Origin of the sequence: Agromyces fucosus (genome assembly GCF_004134865.1) — a bacterium.
Taxonomy (GTDB): Bacteria; Actinomycetota; Actinomycetes; order Actinomycetales; family Microbacteriaceae; genus Agromyces; species Agromyces fucosus.
Genome location: NZ_SDPO01000004.1, coordinates 46,171 through 64,567, shown reverse-complemented (window position 1 = coordinate 64,567; position 18,397 = coordinate 46,171). Strand labels below are relative to the sequence as shown.

At 70.8% G+C, this 18,397-nt stretch carries 21 protein-coding genes; 15 read left to right on the top strand and 6 right to left on the bottom strand.

Features of this window, described 5'->3' with window-relative positions; all coding sequences use genetic code 11:
* Positions 1-18: 18 nt before the first annotated feature.
* A complete protein-coding gene (locus ESP57_RS15810; RefSeq protein ID WP_056013639.1) occupies positions 19-621 on the top strand; it encodes a histidine phosphatase family protein in 603 nt (200 codons plus the stop codon).
* 38 nt (positions 622-659) lie between these two features.
* On the opposite strand, the gene ESP57_RS15805 is transcribed toward ESP57_RS15810, so the two are convergent.
* Positions 660-1,142, bottom strand: a complete 483-nt coding sequence (locus ESP57_RS15805; RefSeq protein ID WP_129232234.1) for a GNAT family N-acetyltransferase — start codon at positions 1,140-1,142, stop codon at positions 660-662.
* 92 nt (positions 1,143-1,234) lie between these two features.
* On the opposite strand from ESP57_RS15805, the gene dapB reads away from it, so the two are divergent.
* Both dapB and ESP57_RS15795 read left to right on the top strand, forming a co-directional pair.
* On the top strand, positions 1,235-1,978 hold the full coding sequence (dapB, locus tag ESP57_RS15800) for a 4-hydroxy-tetrahydrodipicolinate reductase (protein ID WP_129232233.1): 744 nt from the start codon (positions 1,235-1,237) through the stop codon (positions 1,976-1,978).
* Entirely contained in the window at positions 1,975-2,415 is a 441-nt protein-coding gene (locus ESP57_RS15795; protein ID WP_129232232.1) for a hypothetical protein, read from the top strand. The genes dapB and ESP57_RS15795 overlap by 4 nt, the downstream gene beginning before the upstream one ends.
* 13 nt (positions 2,416-2,428) lie before the next feature.
* On the opposite strand, the gene ESP57_RS15790 is transcribed toward ESP57_RS15795, so the two are convergent.
* Genes ESP57_RS15790 through ESP57_RS15775 form a run of 4 tightly spaced genes read right to left on the bottom strand, consistent with a single transcriptional unit; the run spans position 2,429 to position 4,729 of the window.
* On the bottom strand, positions 2,429-3,334 hold the full coding sequence (locus ESP57_RS15790) for a TIGR01777 family oxidoreductase (RefSeq protein ID WP_129232231.1): 906 nt from the start codon (positions 3,332-3,334) through the stop codon (positions 2,429-2,431).
* Positions 3,335-3,337: 3 nt separating this feature from the next.
* Positions 3,338-3,763, bottom strand: a complete 426-nt coding sequence (locus tag ESP57_RS15785) for an OsmC family peroxiredoxin (protein ID WP_056013621.1) — start codon at positions 3,761-3,763, stop codon at positions 3,338-3,340.
* A gap of 53 nt (positions 3,764-3,816) precedes the next feature.
* Entirely contained in the window at positions 3,817-4,305 is a 489-nt protein-coding gene (locus ESP57_RS15780) for a DUF4395 domain-containing protein (RefSeq protein ID WP_129232230.1), read from the bottom strand.
* On the bottom strand, positions 4,289-4,729 hold the full coding sequence (locus tag ESP57_RS15775) for a TlpA family protein disulfide reductase (protein ID WP_129232229.1): 441 nt from the start codon (positions 4,727-4,729) through the stop codon (positions 4,289-4,291). Before ESP57_RS15775 ends, ESP57_RS15780 begins: the two co-directional genes overlap by 17 nt.
* A 120-nt stretch (positions 4,730-4,849) precedes the next feature.
* Here ESP57_RS15775 and ESP57_RS15770 point away from each other — a divergent pair, with 120 nt between their 5' ends.
* A complete protein-coding gene (locus tag ESP57_RS15770; protein WP_129232228.1) occupies positions 4,850-5,659 on the top strand; it encodes a thymidylate synthase in 810 nt (269 codons plus the stop codon).
* The gene (locus ESP57_RS15765; protein WP_129232227.1) at positions 5,656-6,249 is read left to right on the top strand and encodes a dihydrofolate reductase; all 594 of its coding nucleotides are present in this window, start codon (positions 5,656-5,658) and stop codon (positions 6,247-6,249) included. Before ESP57_RS15770 ends, ESP57_RS15765 begins: the two co-directional genes overlap by 4 nt.
* 140 nt (positions 6,250-6,389) lie before the next feature.
* Here ESP57_RS15765 and ESP57_RS15760 read toward each other — a convergent pair whose 3' ends face one another.
* On the bottom strand, positions 6,390-6,947 hold the full coding sequence (locus ESP57_RS15760; RefSeq protein ID WP_129232226.1) for a hypothetical protein: 558 nt from the start codon (positions 6,945-6,947) through the stop codon (positions 6,390-6,392).
* On the opposite strand from ESP57_RS15760, the gene ESP57_RS15755 reads away from it, so the two are divergent.
* The 10 genes from ESP57_RS15755 (at position 6,924) to ESP57_RS15710 (ending at position 18,345) form a co-directional block, all read left to right on the top strand.
* Positions 6,924-7,340, top strand: coding sequence for an endonuclease domain-containing protein (locus tag ESP57_RS15755; protein WP_165877500.1), 417 nt, complete (start codon positions 6,924-6,926; stop codon positions 7,338-7,340). The two genes, ESP57_RS15760 and ESP57_RS15755, sit on opposite strands and share 24 nt — an antisense overlap.
* A 166-nt stretch (positions 7,341-7,506) precedes the next feature.
* Complete coding sequence (dapA, locus tag ESP57_RS15750; protein WP_129232224.1) at positions 7,507-8,481, top strand: 4-hydroxy-tetrahydrodipicolinate synthase; 975 nt, start codon at positions 7,507-7,509, stop codon at positions 8,479-8,481.
* A gap of 107 nt (positions 8,482-8,588) precedes the next feature.
* Entirely contained in the window at positions 8,589-10,265 is a 1,677-nt protein-coding gene (locus ESP57_RS15745) for a ribonuclease J (RefSeq protein ID WP_056013597.1), read from the top strand.
* Positions 10,266-10,455: 190 nt separating this feature from the next.
* Positions 10,456-11,520, top strand: a complete 1,065-nt coding sequence (locus ESP57_RS15740) for a permuted SH3 domain-containing protein (protein ID WP_129232223.1) — start codon at positions 10,456-10,458, stop codon at positions 11,518-11,520.
* Positions 11,517-12,284, top strand: coding sequence for an ABC transporter ATP-binding protein (locus ESP57_RS15735; RefSeq protein WP_129232222.1), 768 nt, complete (start codon positions 11,517-11,519; stop codon positions 12,282-12,284). The genes ESP57_RS15740 and ESP57_RS15735 overlap by 4 nt, the downstream gene beginning before the upstream one ends.
* A complete protein-coding gene (locus ESP57_RS15730) occupies positions 12,281-13,522 on the top strand; it encodes an ABC transporter permease (protein WP_129232221.1) in 1,242 nt (413 codons plus the stop codon). The genes ESP57_RS15735 and ESP57_RS15730 overlap by 4 nt, the downstream gene beginning before the upstream one ends.
* A gap of 102 nt (positions 13,523-13,624) precedes the next feature.
* The gene (locus tag ESP57_RS15725) at positions 13,625-14,116 is read left to right on the top strand and encodes a GNAT family N-acetyltransferase (protein ID WP_056013585.1); all 492 of its coding nucleotides are present in this window, start codon (positions 13,625-13,627) and stop codon (positions 14,114-14,116) included.
* 109 nt (positions 14,117-14,225) lie between these two features.
* Positions 14,226-17,135 (top strand): DNA translocase FtsK, encoded by a 2,910-nt coding sequence (locus tag ESP57_RS15720; RefSeq protein WP_129232220.1) that lies wholly within the window; start codon positions 14,226-14,228, stop codon positions 17,133-17,135.
* A 75-nt stretch (positions 17,136-17,210) separates the two neighbouring features.
* Entirely contained in the window at positions 17,211-17,813 is a 603-nt protein-coding gene (gene pgsA, locus ESP57_RS15715; protein WP_115962638.1) for a CDP-diacylglycerol--glycerol-3-phosphate 3-phosphatidyltransferase, read from the top strand.
* A gap of 13 nt (positions 17,814-17,826) precedes the next feature.
* Entirely contained in the window at positions 17,827-18,345 is a 519-nt protein-coding gene (locus tag ESP57_RS15710) for a CinA family protein (protein WP_129232219.1), read from the top strand.
* Positions 18,346-18,397 lie beyond the last annotated feature (52 nt).

Sequence of the window (18,397 nt, the reverse complement as noted above, 5' to 3'; positions counted from 1 at the left end):
TCAGAGGAACCGATACCTGTGGCCCATCACCTCTACCTCGTCCGTCACGGCGAGCAGCTCGACGCCGAGCACGGCCTGCCCGACGGTCCGCTCTCGCCGAGGGGTCGTCGTCAGGCCGAACTCCTCGCCGAGCGTCTCGGCGGTGTGCCGTTCGACAACGCCTGGCATTCGCCGCTGCAGCGGGCGACCGAGACGGCGCAGATCATCGCGGCGAAGATGCCGGCACTGAGCCTCGAGCCCTCGCCGCTGCTCTTCGACTGCATCCCGACGGGCCCTGCGCCCGAGACGCCGAAGGCCTACGATGCCTTCTTCGGCTCGGTGACCGAGGCCGAGATCGAGGCCGGCAGCGCGCAGATGGAGGACGCGGCCTCCGAGTTCCTCCGCTCGCACCGCGAAGACCGGCACGAGCTGCTCATCACCCACAACTTCGTCATCGGATGGTTCGTGCGCGAGGTCCTCGGCGCACCCGCCTGGCGATGGGTCTCGATCAACCAGGCGAACTGCGGCCTCACGGTGCTCACGCAGCGGCCGGGCCGCCCCTGGAGCCTCGTCGCCCACAACGACATCGCGCACCTGCCGCCCGAGCTGCGCACCGGCCTCGCGGAGCCCTACGCGATCTGAGCGATCGCGCACGGGCACGCGCGCGTCGCGCTCTCGCGTCAGCCGACGCGCTTGCCGTACCAGTTCGTCGCGTTGGGGTTGGCGTTGTAGGGCTCGATCTCGACGTACCCGCTCGAGCGGTACAGACCGCCGGCGGCCTCGAGGCTCGCGTTCGTGTCGAGCACGATTTCCTGCGCGCCGTACTCGATCGCCCGGCGTTCGAGCTCGGCGAGGAGTCGCCGCCCTTCGCCGCCGCCACGGGCAGCGGGCGCGAGCCAGAGGTGCTTGACCTCGAAGCGCACCTCGAACGTCTCGGGCCGGCGCTGGATGCGTCGCACCCCGCCGCATCCGACCGCGGTTCCCGACTCGTCGACGACGATCAGGAAGACACCTGCGGGCGGCGTGAACTGCTCCGCGGCCGGCCAGGTCGGCCGGTACTCGCCCTGCGCGGCGGGGAACCCTACGGCACGCTCGGCGAAGTAGTCGGCGAGCAGGGCGTGCGCGTCGGCGTCGGTCACGGAGGCGTCTCGGTAGCGCAGCATGCCTCCACACTATTTGCGAATACGGCGGATGCCTCGTGGCCGACGCCTTTCGGCGAGGCTGTCGCCCGGCTCCCGCTTGCTAGGGTGAAGCCGTGACGATACGGGTCGCCGTGGCGGGAGCCACCGGCAAGATGGGGCAGCTGGCGCTTCGACTGATCGAGGAGGCCGAAGACCTCGAACTGCACGCCGCGCTCGATTCGAAGTCGAGCCTCGACCTCATGCTCGGCGCCGACGTGGCGTTCGACGTCACGCACCCGGGCGCGAGCGCCGAGATCGTCGAGTTCGCGGCAGGTGCCGGCATCCCGATCGTCGTGGGCACCTCCGGGTGGTCGAGCGAGCGAATCTCCGAGATCTCCGCGTTCGTGCGCGGTCATGCCGACGCCGGAGCCGTCCTCTTCATCCCCAACTTCTCGATCGGCAGCGTGCTCGGCACCGCCTTCGCGAAGCTCGCTGCGCCGTTCTTCGACTCGATCGAGATCGTCGAAGCCCACCACGCCGGCAAGGTCGACTCGCCCTCGGGCACGGCCGTACGCACGGCGGAGCTTATCGGTGCGGCACGCGGACCGGTCGCCGCTCCGCACGCCGACCAGCGCGCCCGCGGCCAGCTCGTGAGCGGGGTGCCCGTGCACAGCCTGCGCCTCGCCGGCGTCGCGGCCGAGCAGCGCGTCGTCTTCGGCGGCGACGGCGAGACCCTCACGATCACCCACTCCACGCTCTCGCCGAGCTCGTACGAGGCCGGCATCCTGCTCGCGCTCCGCAGCGCCCCCGAGGCATCCGGTGTCACCGTCGGCCTCGACGCGCTGCTCGACCTCGGACTGCCCGGCACCGTTCGATGACCACGAAGCTCGGCGCGCTCATCATGGCCGCGCTCCTCGTGCTCTACCTCGCGCTCGTCGGATGGCGCGCCGTGCAGTTCATGTCGACGGGGGAGCCGGTCGCGATCGCGATGGGCGTCGCGCTCGTCGTGCTGCCGCTCATCGGCCTCTGGGCGCTCTGGCGCGAGATCGACTTCGGCACCCGCTCGCACGAGCTCGTGAAGCGACTCGATGCCGAGGGCGGGCTCGACCTCGAACTGCCGCTCCTGCCGAGTGGGCGCCCCGAACGCGCGGCTGCCCGTGGTGCGCTCGACGGGTTCCGCACCGCGGCCGATGCGGCACCCGAGTCGTGGCAGGCCTCTATGCGGCTCGGACTCGCGTACGACGCCGCCGGCGATCGTCGCAACGCGCGGCAGGCCGTGCGGCGCGCCATCGCACTGTCGCGCGACGCTCGCTGAGACCCGAACCGGCCTAACGCGTCGACGTGCGCGGCGCCGCGAGCATCGCGTCGATCGCCGACTCGACGGTGGCGTGCCGGAACCGGTAGCCGTCGTCGATGAGACGCTGCGGGCGCACCTTCTGGCTCGAGAGCAGCAGCTCGTCGGCGGCACGGCCGAGGGCGACCTCGAGCACGCGCTCCGGCACGCCGAGGGCGTGCGGCCGATGCATCCGCTCGGCCATCGCCGACATCACGCGATCGGCCGTCGCCGGTGTCGGACCGGCGAGGTTCACCGGGCCCGACAGCGACGAACCGAGCAGGTGCACGATGGCGCCGACCTCGTCGTCGAGCGCTACCCACGGCCAGTGCTGGCCGCCGGTGCCGAGCCGCGCCGAGACGCCGAGGCGGGTGAGGGCGCCGACGCGCTTCATGGCCCCGCCGTGCCCGACCACCATGCCGCTGCGGAAGACGACCGTGCGGGTCTCTTCGGGGGCGAGCCCTGCCGCCGCCTCCCAGCGGCCGACGACCTCGGCGAGGAAGCCCGTGCCGGCGCTCGAGTACTCGGTGAGCAGTTCGCCGGGGCGGTCGCCGTAGTAGCCGACCGCCGAGGCGCTGAGGAAGACCGTCGGCGGTTGCCGCGCCTTGCGCATCGCGTCGGCGAGCGTGCGGGTCGCCGTGATGCGCGACTCGAGGATCTCGCCGCGGTACGACTTCGACCACGGCAGGCGGGCGAGCGAGGCGCCCGAGAGGTTCACGACCGCGTCCACGCGATCCATCACGGTGAAGTCGATGATGCCCGCCGCCGGCGACCACGCCGCCTCATCGGCGCCATGGGCGCGCCGCCGCACCAGACGCACGACCTCGTGCCCGTCTTCGGTCAGAGCGGTGACCAGTGCGGTGCCGATGAATCCGGATGCACCGGCGACGAGTACCCGCATGGATCAGGCGAGTTCGGCTTCGATCGTGATCGGAATCCCGGCGAGCGCCTGCGAGATCGGGCAGTTCTTCTTGGCGTCCTCGGCGAGGGCCTCGAACTGCTCTTCGCTGAGCCCCGGCACGCGGGCGCTCACGAGCAGGTGGCTGCCGAGCACGCCCTTGCCGGCCTCGAAGGTGACGGCCGCGGTGGTCTGGATGCTCTCGGCCGGCGTGCCGGCCTGGGCGAGGCCCAGCGACAGTGCCATCGAGAAGCACGAGGAGTGAGCTGCGGCGAGCAGCTCTTCGGGGTTCGTGGTGCCTTCGGCGCCCTCGGCGCGGGCCTTCCAGTTGACGGGGAAGGACGCGAGACCCGAGGAGTCGAGGGCGACATCGCCCGATCCCTCGAAGAGCGTGCCCTTCCAGACGGTGGTCGCTTCACTCGTGACTGCCATGTTTCCTCCTCGTCGAGCCGGGCTCCCAGCCTATCGGCGAGGGACGCCGCAGGTCAGACCCCGGGGACGATCCGGGCGCGTGCGAGCAGCAGGTAGATCTGGCAGCCGAGGCAGAAGTCGAAGGCCGCGTTCAGGAACGCGGCGAAGAAGGCGATCGCCGCGGCGATCGGCACCGCGTACTCGAGGCCGAGGAGCGAGAGCAGCACCCCGGCGAGGCCGACGGCGAACCCGATGCCCTGTGCGAAGGTCGGCGGGCGCGGGTCCTCGAGCTCGGCCGGCGGCGCGAGTCGCGGTCGCACGAGCCTCGCGAAGACGAGGCCGTACGGGTGCCGCCGGATACCCGCGAACGCGCCCCAGGCGAAGAGCGCCGTGATCGCGACGAGCAGCCAGAAGGCCGCGGCATCCGCGCCGGCGACGGCGAGCACGACGGTGATGAGGAGCAACGCCGCGGTGATGGCGGCGCCGAAGCGCGGGCCGCGGGGGTCGATGCCCGCCGATGCGCGGTCGGCGCTCGATGCCGAAGGATCAGCTGGAGATGACATGGGGGCTCCTCAAGAGGTCGTCGAGTCGTTCGCGCACGGCGCCGGCACGGGGGAGTCCGGCGATGCGGGCGCGCACCGCGCCGTCGGCGTCGAGCAGCAGCGTCGTCGGTGTCTCGGTCACGCGGAAGCGGCCGGCGAGGTCTGGGCGATGCGTGAGGTCGACCTCGACGTGCGCCGCGCCGTCGTGCTCGCCCGCGAGCTCGGTGAGCAGGCGCCCGGTCGCCGGGCAGCGGGCGCAGAACTCGGTCGAGAACTGCACGAGCGTGGCCCGTTCGCCGAATGCAGCGACGCCGAGATCGGCCGGCCGCACCACGTCGCCGGAGACGCTGCGGGCGACACCCTGACGAGAGCGCCAGACGAGGCCGAGCGCGGTCGCCGCCGCGAGCAGCGCTGCGCCGGTCGCGAGTGCCGGGAGCCAGTCCATGCGGTCGAGCGTACGCAGGCCGCGACGCCCCGTGCGGAGTGTGACCGACGATGACGGGGATGCCCGCGGCATCCGCTCGCCTTCGCCGAAGTGTCGCAGGTGAGGGTTAGCCTTGTGGAGATGGCCGAGACGATCTCAACTCCGTACGAAGACCTGCTGCGCGACGTGCTCGAGCACGGCGCCGTCAAGACCGATCGCACGGGCACCGGCACGCGCAGCGTGTTCGGCCGCCAGCTGCGGTTCGACCTCTCCGAGGGCTTCCCGCTCGTCACCACGAAGCGCGTGCACTTCAAATCGATCGCGTACGAGCTGCTGTGGTTCCTGCAGGGCTCGTCGAACGTCGGCTGGCTGCGCGAGCACGGCGTGACGATCTGGGACGAATGGGCCGATTCCGAGGGTGAGCTCGGCCCCGTCTACGGCGTGCAGTGGCGCTCGTGGCCGACGCCGTCCGGCGAGCAGATCGACCAGATCTCCGACGTCATCGAGCAGATCCGCACCAACCCCGACTCGCGCCGGCTCATCGTGTCGGCGTGGAACCCGGCCGACATCCCGTCGATGGCGCTCGCGCCGTGTCACGCGCTCTTCCAGTTCTACGTGGCCGACGGCAAGCTCTCGTGCCAGCTCTACCAGCGCAGCGCCGACCTCTTCCTCGGGGTGCCGTTCAACATCGCCTCGTACGCGCTGCTGACCCACATGATCGCGGCGCAGACCGGGCTCGAGGTCGGCGACTTCGTCTGGACCGGCGGCGACTGCCACATCTACGACAACCACGTCGAGCAGGTGCGTACGCAGCTCGAGCGCGAGCCGTTCGCGCCGCCGACGCTGCGCCTCGCCCGCACGCCCGACTCGATCTTCGACTACGAGTACGAGGACTTCGTCGTCGAGGGTTACCAGCACCACCCGCCGATCCGCGCGGCCGTCGCGGTATGAGCGAAGCGGATGCCTCGGCGGCCACGGCCTCCTGGGCCACGGATGCCTCGACCACTGCTGAAGCCACGGGCGCCTCGACCCCGGCCGCGCCGAAGCTCGGCCTGATCTGGGCCGAGGCGTATCGCGGCGTGATCGGTGCCGGCGGCGTGATGCCGTGGCACGTGCCCGAAGACCTCGCACACTTCAAGGCGATCACGCTCGGCAGCCCCGTCGTGATGGGCCGCAAGACCTGGGACTCGCTGCCCGAGCGCTTCCGCCCGCTGCCGGGGCGCGCGAACATCGTCGTCACCCGCAACGAGGAGTGGGCGGCCGAGGGCGCGACGCGCGCGGGCTCGATCGACGACGGGCTGGCGCTTGCCGCGGCATCCGACCCCGAATGGGTCTGGGGCATCGGCGGCGGCGAGCTCTTCGCCCGGCTCATCGACCGGGCCGACCGTCTCGAGGTCACCGAGCTCGACCTCGACATCCCCGGCGACGCCTACGCCCCGTCGATCGACATGAGCTGGCGGCTCGTCGAGGCCGACGGCCCTGCGACCCACGTCTCCCGCACGGGCGTCGGCTACCGCTTCCGCCGCTACGCCCGCCCCTGATCGCTCGCTGCAGACCCGTGCCGACGCGCTCCCGACCGGCCCACCTCGCTGAGTCTCAGGACGATACGGCCGACGCGCCGACAGGCCGCGGCGAGTCGCGTTTCTGATCCTGTGACTCGGCGCGGGCGTTGGCAGCCGACTCATCCTCGACAAGGTCGCTTCAGCGTCGATGCTCCAGAAACCCGGTGATCGCAGCGTCCGCCCGGCGGCCGATCCCGCACCATCGGCGTATGCAATTCCATCCGGTCGAGGTGCGCCGACGGTGCACCGATCTCGGCGGCGTGGCCCGGACAGCCGAGCTCGCCGCGATCGGCATCGATGAGCACTCCCTGAAAATGGCCGTGCTCGGCGGAGAGATCATTCGCATCCGGGAGGGTGTGTACGGGGCGGCCGACGCACCGCACGACGTGATCGCGGCTGTCGCACACGGGGGCCGGCTGGGATGCCTCAGTCGTATCCGGGCCGCTGGGCTGTGGGTGCTCGACCGGAACGACGTACGCGTGCACGTGTCCATGCCGCGCACGGGCAATGCCCGCCGGCACGTCGACTGTCGATGCGTCACCCATTGGACGGGAGGCCCGGCGGTAGGCGGCTTCGCCCCGCTGGTGGAGTCGCTCGCCCAAGTGCTGCAATGTTTCGGCATCGAGGACTTCTTCGTTGCGCTCGAATCTGCGATGAGCAAGCGGCTTCTCAACCATCGCTCGCTCCACGAACTCGGTGGGCGGCTTCCGCGCATGCACCGGTGGCTGGTCGGCTTCGCGCGATGGGACGCGGGCAGCGGGCTCGAATCAGTGCTCCGGTTGAGGCTGCGGGCGCTCGGCATCTCGCTCGTTTCGCAGGTCGAGATACCCGGGGCAGGCCGTGTCGACTTCGTGCTCGCGGGTCTGATCGTGCTCGAGGTCGACGGCATCGTGGGCCACGCCGACCTGGCATCCTCACGGCACAAGGACCTCGTGCGCGACGCCGTCGCGTCGACATACGGCCTCGAGGCGCTGCGCTTCGACTACGCAATGGTGGTGCACGATTGGCCGCTCGTCGAGGCGGCGATCCTTGCGGCGCTCGATCGAAGCCGTCGTCGTCGTTCTCGCTGAGTCGCAGGATGAAACGCATGGCGCGCCGATGCACGTCGGCGTGTCGCTTGGCTGCTCCTGTGACTCAGCGGCTGGGAGGCGAGCAGGGGAGGCGAGCAGTGCCGGGTGCATCCGCCGACCCGCAGCGCGGCCCGCGCCGCGGGGCCGACCCGATACGCTGGAGGGCGTGACTTCAGAGAATCCCTTCGGACAAGTGCTCGTCGCGCTCGTCACGCCGATGACGGCGGACGGCGAAGTGGATTGGCCCGGGGTCGAGAAGCACATCGATCACCTCATCGAGGGCGGCGCCGACGGCATCGTCGTCACGGGCACCACCGGCGAGACGAGCACGCTCACCGACCCCGAGAAGATCCGCCTCGTCGAGGTCGGCAAGGATGTCGCCGCGGGCCGCGCGAAGATCATCACGGGCGGCGGCTCGAACGAGACCGCCCACGCGATCGAGCTCTACAAGCACTCCGAGCGCATCGGCGCCGACGGCATCATGATCGTCACGCCGTACTACAACAAGCCCACGCAGGCCGGCATCCTGACGCACTTCCGCATGGTCGCCGACGCCACCGACCTGCCCGTCATTCTCTACGACATCCCTGGTCGCACCGGTGTGCCCATCAAGTACGAGACGATCCTGCGCCTCGCCAAGCACCCGAACATCCTCGCCGTGAAAGACGCCAAGGGCGACTTCTCCGAGGTGAGCCGGGTGCTGAACCAGACCGACCTCATGTACTTCTCCGGCGACGACGCCAACGTGCTGCCGCACCTCGCGATCGGCGCGACGGGCCTCATCGGCGTCACCGCGAACATCGCGCCGGCGCCGTACCGCACGATCGTCGACGCCGTGAACCGCGGCGACCTCGCCACGGCGACGGCCGCCCACCAGCAGCTCGAGCCGCTCGTGCGCGCCACGATGACCCACGTGCCCGGCACGGTCGCGGCGAAGTACATCCTGCACGGCCTCGGCCGCATCTCGAGCCCGCGCGTGCGCCTGCCGCTCGTCGGCCCCGAAGAGTGGGAGGCCGCCCTCATCGAGGACGAGATCGACCACGTGCAGGGCATCCCGGGTGTCGACTTCCACAACTTCCGCCCCGACCGCAACGCCGCTGCCGGCGGCGCGCTGCCGAAGGTCGCGGGAACCACCCGCTGAACGAGCGGATGCTGCAGCGGGCACCTGCCCGCATCGACATCCGCCCCGAGACATCCGCCGGTCACAGGGCCGGCACCGAACTGAACACCGCAACAGAAGGAGGGCACATGCCCGACGTCGTCATCGATCCCGCCCCGCTCGAGGCCGGAACGCTCCGCATCATCCCCATCGGCGGCCTGGGGGAGGTCGGCCGCAACATGACCAGCTACGAGATCGACGGCAAGATCCTCATCGTCGACTGCGGCGTGCTGTTCCCCGAAGAGCACCAGCCGGGCGTCGACCTGATCCTGCCCGACTTCGGCTTCCTGAAGTCCCGCCTCGACGACATCGTCGGCGTCGTGCTCACGCACGGCCACGAGGACCACATCGGCGCGGTGCCGTACCTCCTGAAGCTCCGCGGCGACATCCCCCTGATCGGTTCGCAGCTGACGCTCGCGCTCATCGAGGCGAAGCTCAAAGAGCACCGCATCAAGCCCTACACGCTCACGGTGAAAGAGGGCGGGCGCGAGACGATCGGCCCGTTCCGCCTCGAGTTCATCGCCGTCAACCACTCGATCCCCGACGCGCTGGCCGTGGCGATCAAGACCGACGCGGGCACCGTGCTCGCGACCGGCGACTTCAAGATGGACCAGCTGCCGCTCGACGGCCGCCTCACCGACCTGCGCGAGTTCGCGCGCCTCGGCGAAGAGGGCGTCGACGTCTTCATGGTCGACTCCACGAACGCGGATGTCCCGGGCTTCACGCCGCTCGAGCGATCGATCGGTCCCGTGCTCGACGAGGTCATCAACCGCGCCCCGCGCCGGGTCATCGTGGCCAGCTTCTCGAGCCACGTGCACCGCGTGCAGCAGGTGCTCGACGCCGCGTGGGCGAACCACCGTCGCGTGGCGCTCCTCGGCCGCAGCATGGTGCGCAACATGACGATCGCCGCCGACCTCGGCTACCTGAAGGTGCCCGAGGGCGTGCTCATCGACTACAAGAAGGCCGGCAACGTTCCCGACGACGAGATCGTCTACATGTCGACCGGTTCGCAGGGCGAGCCGATGGCCGTGCTCTCGCGCATGGCCAACCGCGACCACCAGATCGAGATCGGCGAGGGCGACACGGTGATCCTCGCGTCGAGCCTCATCCCGGGCAACGAGAACGCGGTCTACCGCGTCATCGACGGCCTCACGAAGCTCGGCGCGAACGTCGTGCACAAGGCGAACGCGAAGGTGCACGTGTCGGGCCACGCGGCCGCCGGCGAGCTGCTCTACTGCTACAACATCCTGAAGCCGAAGAACGTGCTGCCGATCCACGGCGAGTACCGGCACCTCTTCGCGAACGCGAAGCTCGCACAGGACACCGGCATCCCCGAGAAGAACACCTTCATCGGCGAGAACGGCACCGTCTACGATCTGCGCGGCGGCGTACTCAGCCCGGTCGGCCAGCTCGACCTCGGCTTCGTCTACGTCGACGGCTCGACGGTCGGCGAGATCACCGACGCCGATCTGAAGGACCGCCGCATCCTCGCTGAAGAGGGCTTCATCTCGGTCATCGTCGTGGTCGACGCCTCGACGGGCCGTGTCATCACCGGTCCCGAGATCCACGCGCGCGGATTCGCCGAAGACGACTCGGTGTTCGACGACGTCAAGCCGAAGATCATCGACGCCCTCGCCGAGGCGGCTCGCAACGGCGTGCGCGACTCGCACGCGCTGTCGCAGATCGTGCGCCGTGTGCTCGGCGGCTGGGTCAACCGCCGGCTGCGTCGTCGCCCGATGCTCGTGCCGCTCGTCATCGAGGCGTAGCCCGCGCTCTGCACGCTACGAACGGCCCGTCCTCGGACGGGCCGTTCGCCGTTTCTGCGCGTGCGGACGCCGGGTGTCGGGGATGACCCCGAATCCTCCCTGAGAAGGATTCCGCCGCCGTCGCCGACTCCATAGGGTGGGTGAGATGCCCGGCGGCCCCTACGCCCGGGCGACCCGATGAAGGAGTGCCGTGGGCGTCTGGCGCAAGTGGATCTTCCCGACGATTCGAATCGTGCTGGTGGCGGTGATCGCGATCGCACTCGCGAAACTCGCGTTCTTCCCCGATCGCGCCGAGGCCGACGCCGAGACGCTGTCGCCGACGGGGAGCGTGTCCGAGCCGCAGGTTCCGGTCGCGCGCGGTTCGATCGCCAACGACGTCGTGCTGACCGGCACGGTCAACGCGGATGCCGCGGCGCCCGTGAAGGCGACCGGCACCGGGGCCGTCGACGAGGTGTTCGCCGCTGCCGGACAGCAGGTCGCCGCCGGGCAGAAGCTCTACGACATCAAGGTGACCGACGAGGTGGAACCGACCGAGACGGTCGGGCCCGACGGCATGCCGACGATGACGGCGCCGAAGCCCTCGTTCCACTTCGAGAAGGTGCTCGCCCCCACGGCAGGCGTGCTCTCGTCGCTCGATGTCATCACTGGACAGCCCGTCGCGACGGGAGACGTGACCGGGCAGGTGGCGCCGCCGAGCTTCAACGTCACAGCGACCCTCAGCCCCGAGCAGCAGTACCGGCTGACGAGCGCGCCGACCGAGGCCCTCGTGACGATCGCGGGCGGGCCCGCCCCGTTCACGTGCGGTGGCCTCGTGATCTCGACGCCGTTGTCCGGCACCGGGGCCGGTGGCGGCGCGGGCGGAGCGGGCGCCGGTGCGGCGGGTGCGGGCGCGGAGGCATCCGGTGGCACGACGGTTCGCTGCATCGTGCCTGGTGACGTCCGCGTCTTCCCGGGGCTCTCCGCCCAGGTGAAGATCTCGGCGGGCAGTGCCGCCGACGTGCTCGTCGTGCCGATCACCGCGGTCGAGGGCGGGGCGGAGACGGGTGTCGTCTGGCTCGTGACCCCTGACGGCGAGCGCGTCGAGCAGCCGGTGAAACTCGGGCTGAGCGACGGCACGCAGGTCGAGGTCGTCGAGGGCGTCGCCGAGGGCGACCAGGTGCTCCAGTTCGTGCCGGGCGCCCCGGGCGAGGCCGGCCAGGAGGGCTGCGTGCAGTCGCCCGACGGCATGATGATGTGCGGGACGCTCACGAAATGACGCTCGTCGAGGCACGCGGCGTCGGCCGCACCGTCGAGCTGCCCGACGGGCGGCCGCTCACGATCCTGTCGGGGGTCGACCTCACCGTCTCCGAGGGCGATCGGGTCTCGATCGTCGGCCGCTCGGGTTCGGGCAAGTCGACGCTCCTGAACCTCCTCGGCCTGCTCGATGCGCCGACCGAGGGCGAGCTCGCCTTCCTCGGCCACGATGTGCGCCGCATCGGGAGCGGTGCTCGCGACCGCCTGCGCGGCAGCGAGGTGGGCTTCGTCTTCCAGCAGTTCAACCTGCTCCCGGGCCGCACCGCGCTCGAGAACGTGCAGACGCCGCTGCTCTACTCGGGCGGCCGCGAGTTCTGGCGGCGCGAGCGCATCGCGCGCGACATGCTCGAGCGCGTCGGGCTGGGGGAGCGGCTCACGACGAAGCCCGAGCGATTGTCGGGCGGAGAGCAGCAGCGCGTGGCGATCGCCCGCGCGCTCGTGCGCAAGCCACGACTCATCCTCGCGGACGAACCGACCGGCGCGCTCGACCTCGAGACGGGCGCCGAGGTCATGGCGCTCATCGAGGCCGTCGCCGCCGAGACCGGCGCCGCGCTCGTGACGATCACGCACGATCCGACGATCGCGGCGCGATCGAACCGCCACTTCCTGCTCCGCGACGGCAGGCTCGAGTCGGCGGATGCCGCAGGCGACGTGCAGAGCGACGGCAACGCGAACGTCGCTGATGCTGATGCCGATATCGACGCCCAGGTCGAGGCCGTGGCATGACCGGCTGGCTGACCCGCACGGCGACGGGCGTCGTGAGCACGATCGTCGAGGCGCTCGAAGAACTGCGCATCCACCGCGGCCGGGTGCTGCTCTCGCTCATCGGGGTCGCCGTCGCCGTCTGCGCCCTCACGACGGTGGTGGGCGCCGGGGCCATCGCCGAGCAGGCGGGCCGGGAGATGTCGGAGCGGTTCGGCGGCCGGCCGGCGACCGTCTCGATGAACGTCGGCACCGGCAGCGGTGCGACCGACAACGAGGCGGTGGCCGCGGCGTGGCAGACCACGCTCGACCGGCACGGCATCGACTATGCGAGCCGGTCCGGCTACGGCACTCTCACGGTGCAGTTCGTCGACGGCGCGGTGCCGGTCGCGATGCAGGTCGTCGACCCCGACTACGGGGTGATGCACCGCGTGCGGGTGATGGAGGGTGCTTGGTTCACCGACGGCGACGGCGATCGCCTGGCGCCGGCGCTCATCGTCAACGAGGCCTTCTGGGAGCGCATCGGAAGCCCCTCGCTTGCGACGCACCCGACGGTCGAGCTGGTCGGCAACGGGCAGGTCACCGGCGTCATCACGGGCGTCACGCCCGCGCAGAGCGAGTGGGAGACCGAACCCGCCGCATTCATCCTGACCGACTCGTTCCTCCCGCTGCAGCCCGAGACCGCCGATCCGATGATGGGCGCGTACGCGCCGTCGTACGAGATGTGGGTCCCCGACGGGTCGGCCGACGAGCTCACCGAATCGGTGAAACGTGCGTTCGAGTCGGAACTCGGCGACGGCGCCACGGTCGACGGATGGCGCAGTGACTACGCCGCTCAGGAGGGCGACCCGTTCCTGCCGATCAAGCTCATGATCGTCGGCGTCGCCGTCGTCATCCTGCTGCTCGGCGCGCTCGGGCTCCTCACGATCGCGCTCGTCACCGTGCGCGGACGCATCCGCGAGATCGGCATCCGGAGGTCGTTCGGCGCCACTGCCGGGCGCGTCTTCTTCTCGGTGCTCATGGAGACCGTCGTCGGCACGTTCGTCGCGGGCGTCGTCGGTGTCGGTGCGGCGATCGCGCTCGTGCGCAGCCCGCTCATGGGCATGGCCCTCGGCGGCGCCGAGGTGCAGGACATGCCCGGATTCCCGGTCGAGGCGGCACTGATCGGCATCGGCGCCGCCGTCGCGGTGGGCGCACTCGCCGGGCTCCTGCCGGCCCTCGGCGCAGTGCGGGTGAAGGTGATCGACGCGATCCGGTTCTGAGCCGCCGCCGACGAGCGCCACGGATGTCGCGCCGCCGATGTCGCAGCTCGGGGGCGCGCAACACGAAACACCGACGTAACACCCGGCCCGTAGCATCCGGGCATGGCGGCATTCACCGTGCGCCCGGCCACCCCCGACGACGGCTCGTTCCTCGCCGACATGGTGGTCGAGGCCGCGAACTGGCGATCGGGCGGCACCCGGCCGCGACCGACGGTGCTCGCCGACCCCGCCTCGCGCGGCTACATCTCGGGATGGCAGCGCCCGGCCGACCGCGGCGTCGTCGCCCTCGACGGCGATGGCCGACCGGTCGGTGCCGCCTGGTACCGGCTCTTCGCGGCCGACGCGGCGGCCCACGGCTTCGTCGCGGTCGGGGTGCCCGAACTGATCATCGGCGTGCGGCCGCTGTGGCGCGCGCAAGGCGTCGGCCGCGCCCTGATGCAGTCGCTGGCGGAGACCGCGCGTGCGGCGGGATTCGCCCGACTCGCCCTGAGCGTCGAGCACGGCAACTTCGCCGTCTCCCTCTATCGGTCGGAGGGTTTCACCGTCGTCGCCTCCGATGCCGGGCGGGACACCATGGTGCGTTCGCTGGCCTGAGCTCAGCCGCTCGTTCCCGCTGATTTCGAGGGCCGAATCGCACATCGGATCGCGAACACTCGCGCCGGGCTGTCGCCCAGTGCGGGCGGGCGGCCGTAGCCTTGTCGACATGGCTACGAGCACCAGGTCGAACGGGCGTGCCTCGGGCGCGTCCTCGCGTGCTTCGAGTTCCCGAACCGCGCCCACGAAGAAGCTGCCGGCCGCGAGCACGCGCGCCGCCGCGACGAAGAAGGCGCCCGCCGCACCCGAGGGGCCGAACCTCTTCGTGCGCGCATGGATGGGTCTCGCGCACCTGACCGGCGGAGCCGCCCGCGCGCTCGGGCCTGAGACGCTCTCGAAGGAGGAGCGTCGCGACGGCCTGCCGTTCTTCATCGTCGTGCTCGCCATCGTCGGCGCCGTCGTCGAGTGGTTCCTCATCAACGAGCCCGTCGCCCAGACGCTCGACTCGTGGACCTTCGGCCTCCTCTTCGGCCGGGTGGCCTTCGCGCTGCCCGTCGTCATGCTGATCTTCGCCGTCTGGTTGTTCCGGCACCCGAGTTCCGTGCACGACAACACCCGCATCGGCATCGGGCTCGGCCTCCTGCTCCTGACCGTCTCGGCGCTCTGCAACATCTTCGGCGGCCAGCCCGAGCCGCGCGAGGGCATGGCCGTGCTCGCGCGGGCCGGAGGCATCCTCGGCTGGATGGTCGCCGCGCCGCTCACGGCGCTCATCACCGAGGCCGGCGCGACCGCCGTCGTGATCGTGCTGCTGCTCCTGTCGCTGCTCATCATCACGAAGACGCCGCCGAACCGCATTCCTGCGCGGTTCCGTGAACTCTACGAATGGCTCTTCGGCGCGACCCACGACGAGCCCGTCACCGAGGTCGGCCCGAAGCCCACGAAGCGCGAGCGCAAGAAGTCGGTGCAGACCGAACTCGACGGCATCGACGCCCTCGGCGAGGGCGACGAGGAGCCGAAGGGCGGCATGCTGCCGTGGTGGCGCCGCAACGACTCCAATCGCGAAGAGGATCCCGCGTTCGAGGCGGCCGGCGTCGAGGGACTCACCGAGGTGTTCGGCGCGGGTTCCGCGGCCGGGAGCTTCGAGACGCCGCTCGAGGGCGTCGGCCAGCCCAGCTACAACACCGAGGTGATCGGCGACCTCGAGCGGGCCGAATCGGCGCTGCAGCAGTTCACGGGCGACGTGCCGCGCGGCGGCACCGGGCTCCGGGGCGACGATGCAGGGGCCACGAACGTGCTCGCGGCCTTCGATCTCGCGGGCGACGCGGGCGATGCCGCCGGCCCGCCGGGCTCCGGCGCACCCGAGGCGTCGGAATTCGATGCGGAAGCGGCATCCGAACCCGATCGCCCCTACAGTCTGCCCGCAGCGTCGACGCTCGCCGCCGGCGCCCCCGCGAAGAAGCGCTCGCAGGCCAACGACGACGTCGTGCGCCAGATCACCGGCGTGCTCGAGCAGTTCGGCGTCGACGCGAAGGTCACGGGCTTCTCGCGCGGCCCGACGGTCACGCAGTACGAGATCGAGCTCGGCCCGGGCGTGAAGGTCGAGCGCGTCACCGCACTGTCGAAGAACCTCGCCTATGCCGTCGCCTCGAACGAGGTGCGCATCCTGTCGCCGATCCCGGGCAAGAGCGCGATCGGCATCGAGATCCCGAACGCCGACCGCGAGATCGTGACCCTCGGCGACGTGCTGCGATCGGGCAACGCCGCGAACGCGACGCACTCCATGACGATCGGCGTCGGAAAGGACGTCGGCGGCGGCTACGTCGTCGCGAACCTCGCGAAGATGCCGCACCTGCTCGTGGCCGGCTCCACCGGCTCGGGCAAGTCGAGCTTCGTGAACTCGATGATCACCTCGCTCCTGATGCGGGCGAAGCCGTCGGACGTGCGCATGGTGCTCATCGACCCGAAGCGCGTCGAGCTCGCCCCGTACGCGGGCGTGCCCCACCTCATCACGCCCATCATCACGAACCCGAAGAAGGCCGCCGAGGCGCTCTCATGGGTCGTGAAGGAGATGGACATGCGGTACGACGACCTCGCGTCGTTCGGGTTCCGCCACATCGACGACTTCAACAAGGCCGTCGTGGGCGGCGAGATCGTGCTGCCCGCCGGCTCCGAGCGGAAGCTCAAGCCCTACCCGTACCTGCTCGTCGTCGTCGACGAGCTCGCCGACCTCATGATGGTCGCCCCGCGCGACGTCGAGGACTCGATCGTGCGCATCACGCAGCTCGCCCGGGCCTCCGGCATCCACCTCGTGCTCGCGACGCAGCGGCCGTCGGTCGATGTCGTCACGGGACTCATCAAGGCCAACGTGCCCTCGCGACTCGCGTTCGCGGTCACGAGCGTCACCGACTCGCGCGTCATCCTCGACCAGCCGGGCGCCGACAAGCTCATCGGGCAGGGCGACGCGCTCTTCCTGCCGATGGGCGCCTCGAAGCCGCTCCGCGTGCAGGGCGCGTGGGTCAGCGAAGACGAGATCGAGCGGGTCGTGAAGCACGTCACCCGGCAGGCTCGTCCCGAATACCGGCAGGATGTCGCGGAATCCGCCCCCCGCAAAGAGATCGACTCCGACATCGGCGACGACCTCGAGCTGCTGCTCGCCGCCGCCGAACTCGTCGTCTCGACCCAGTTCGGTTCGACGTCGATGCTGCAGCGCAAGCTCCGCGTGGGCTTCGCGAAGGCCGGGCGCCTCATGGACCTGCTCGAGTCGCGAGAGATCGTCGGCCCGTCCGAGGGCTCGAAGGCGCGCGACGTGCTCGTGACCGCCGAGCAGCTGCCGGGCGTGCTCGCACGTCTCCGCGGCGAGGAGCCGGCCGCTCCGGCGGTCAGGCCGCCGGCTGCGGCCGCGGCGCCGACGCCCGGTCCGACGCAGACCGGTCCGCTCGGAGGCGGCATCGCGCCCACCGAGGCGTACGACGCCCCCGACGCCCGCTACGACGACCCCGTCGCGCGCATGAGCGAGGGCCTGCCCGAGGTCGAGGGCGACACCGACGAGGACGCCTGGGGCCTCACCGGGCGCGACTGAACCCGGGACGGTTCCACGCCGGCCGAGACGATCGTGGGCCGTTCCGTGGAGCCGCGCGGCCGGTAGTCTGGCCGTATGACCTCTTCCGCCGGCACGCCCGCGCGATCGGCGAACTGGAACCTTCCGAACGCGATCACCGTCGTCCGCATCCTCATGGCTCCGCTGGTCTTCTGGCTGCTCCTCGCCGACGCGGGAGCCGACGGCCCGATGCGCTGGTGGGGCGCCGTGATCTTCATCGTCGCGATCTCGACCGACTGGGTCGACGGGTGGCTCGCTCGTTCCCGCGGTCTGGTCACCGACCTCGGCAAGATCCTCGACCCGATCGCCGACAAGCTCCTCACGAGCGGTGCCCTGATCTGCCTCTCGATCCTCGGCGAGCTGTGGTGGTGGGTCACCATCGTCATCGTGGTGCGCGAGGTGGGCATCACCGTGTGGCGCCTCGTCGAGCTGCGCCGCGGCAACGTGGTGCCCGCGTCGTCCGGCGGCAAGCTCAAGACCCTCGCGCAGTCCGTCGCGATCTCGCTCGCCCTCGTGCCGCTGTGGACGATCGTCGGCGACTGGATCCTCTGGCTCAATTGGGCGACGATGGCGGTCGCCCTCGTGCTCACCCTCTGGTCGGGACTGCTCTACGTGCGCGACGCCGTGCGCCTCGCACGCGCGCCCCGCGAGGCGAGCTGAGACGAGCGAGCGGATGCCTCGTGCCACCGGGGAGCCGGCAGCCCGGCTCATCGCCGAGCTCACCGAGCGCGGCCTGCGGGTCGCCGTCGCCGAGTCGCTGACGGGCGGGCTCGTGGTCGCCGAGCTCACGAGCGTGCCCGGGGCGTCCGTCGTGGTCAGCGGCGGCGTCGTGGCCTACGACACCTCGGTGAAGGGGTCGGTGCTGGGTGTCGACGCCGAGCTGCTCGAAGCCGTGGGCGCCGTGCACCCCGAGGTCGCCCGGCAGATGGCCGACCACGTGCGCACGACGCTCGCGGTCGACGGCCGCGCCGCCGATCTCGGCATCGCGACGACCGGAGTCGCGGGGCCGACCGGTCAAGACGGCAAGCCGCCGGGCACGGTCTTCATCGGCGTCGCATTCGGTGGTGACGTCGAGGCGATCGAACTCGCGCTCCGCGGCAGCCGCGCGGAGATCCGCACCGCGACCGTGCACGCCGCCATCGCGGCGGCGCTCGCGCGAGTCGGACGAACTTCTCCGAAGTCGGCGGAATAGTCTTCGTGAACACCCTGTTACATGTGGCAGGTTCACACGAAAGCCCCAGTGT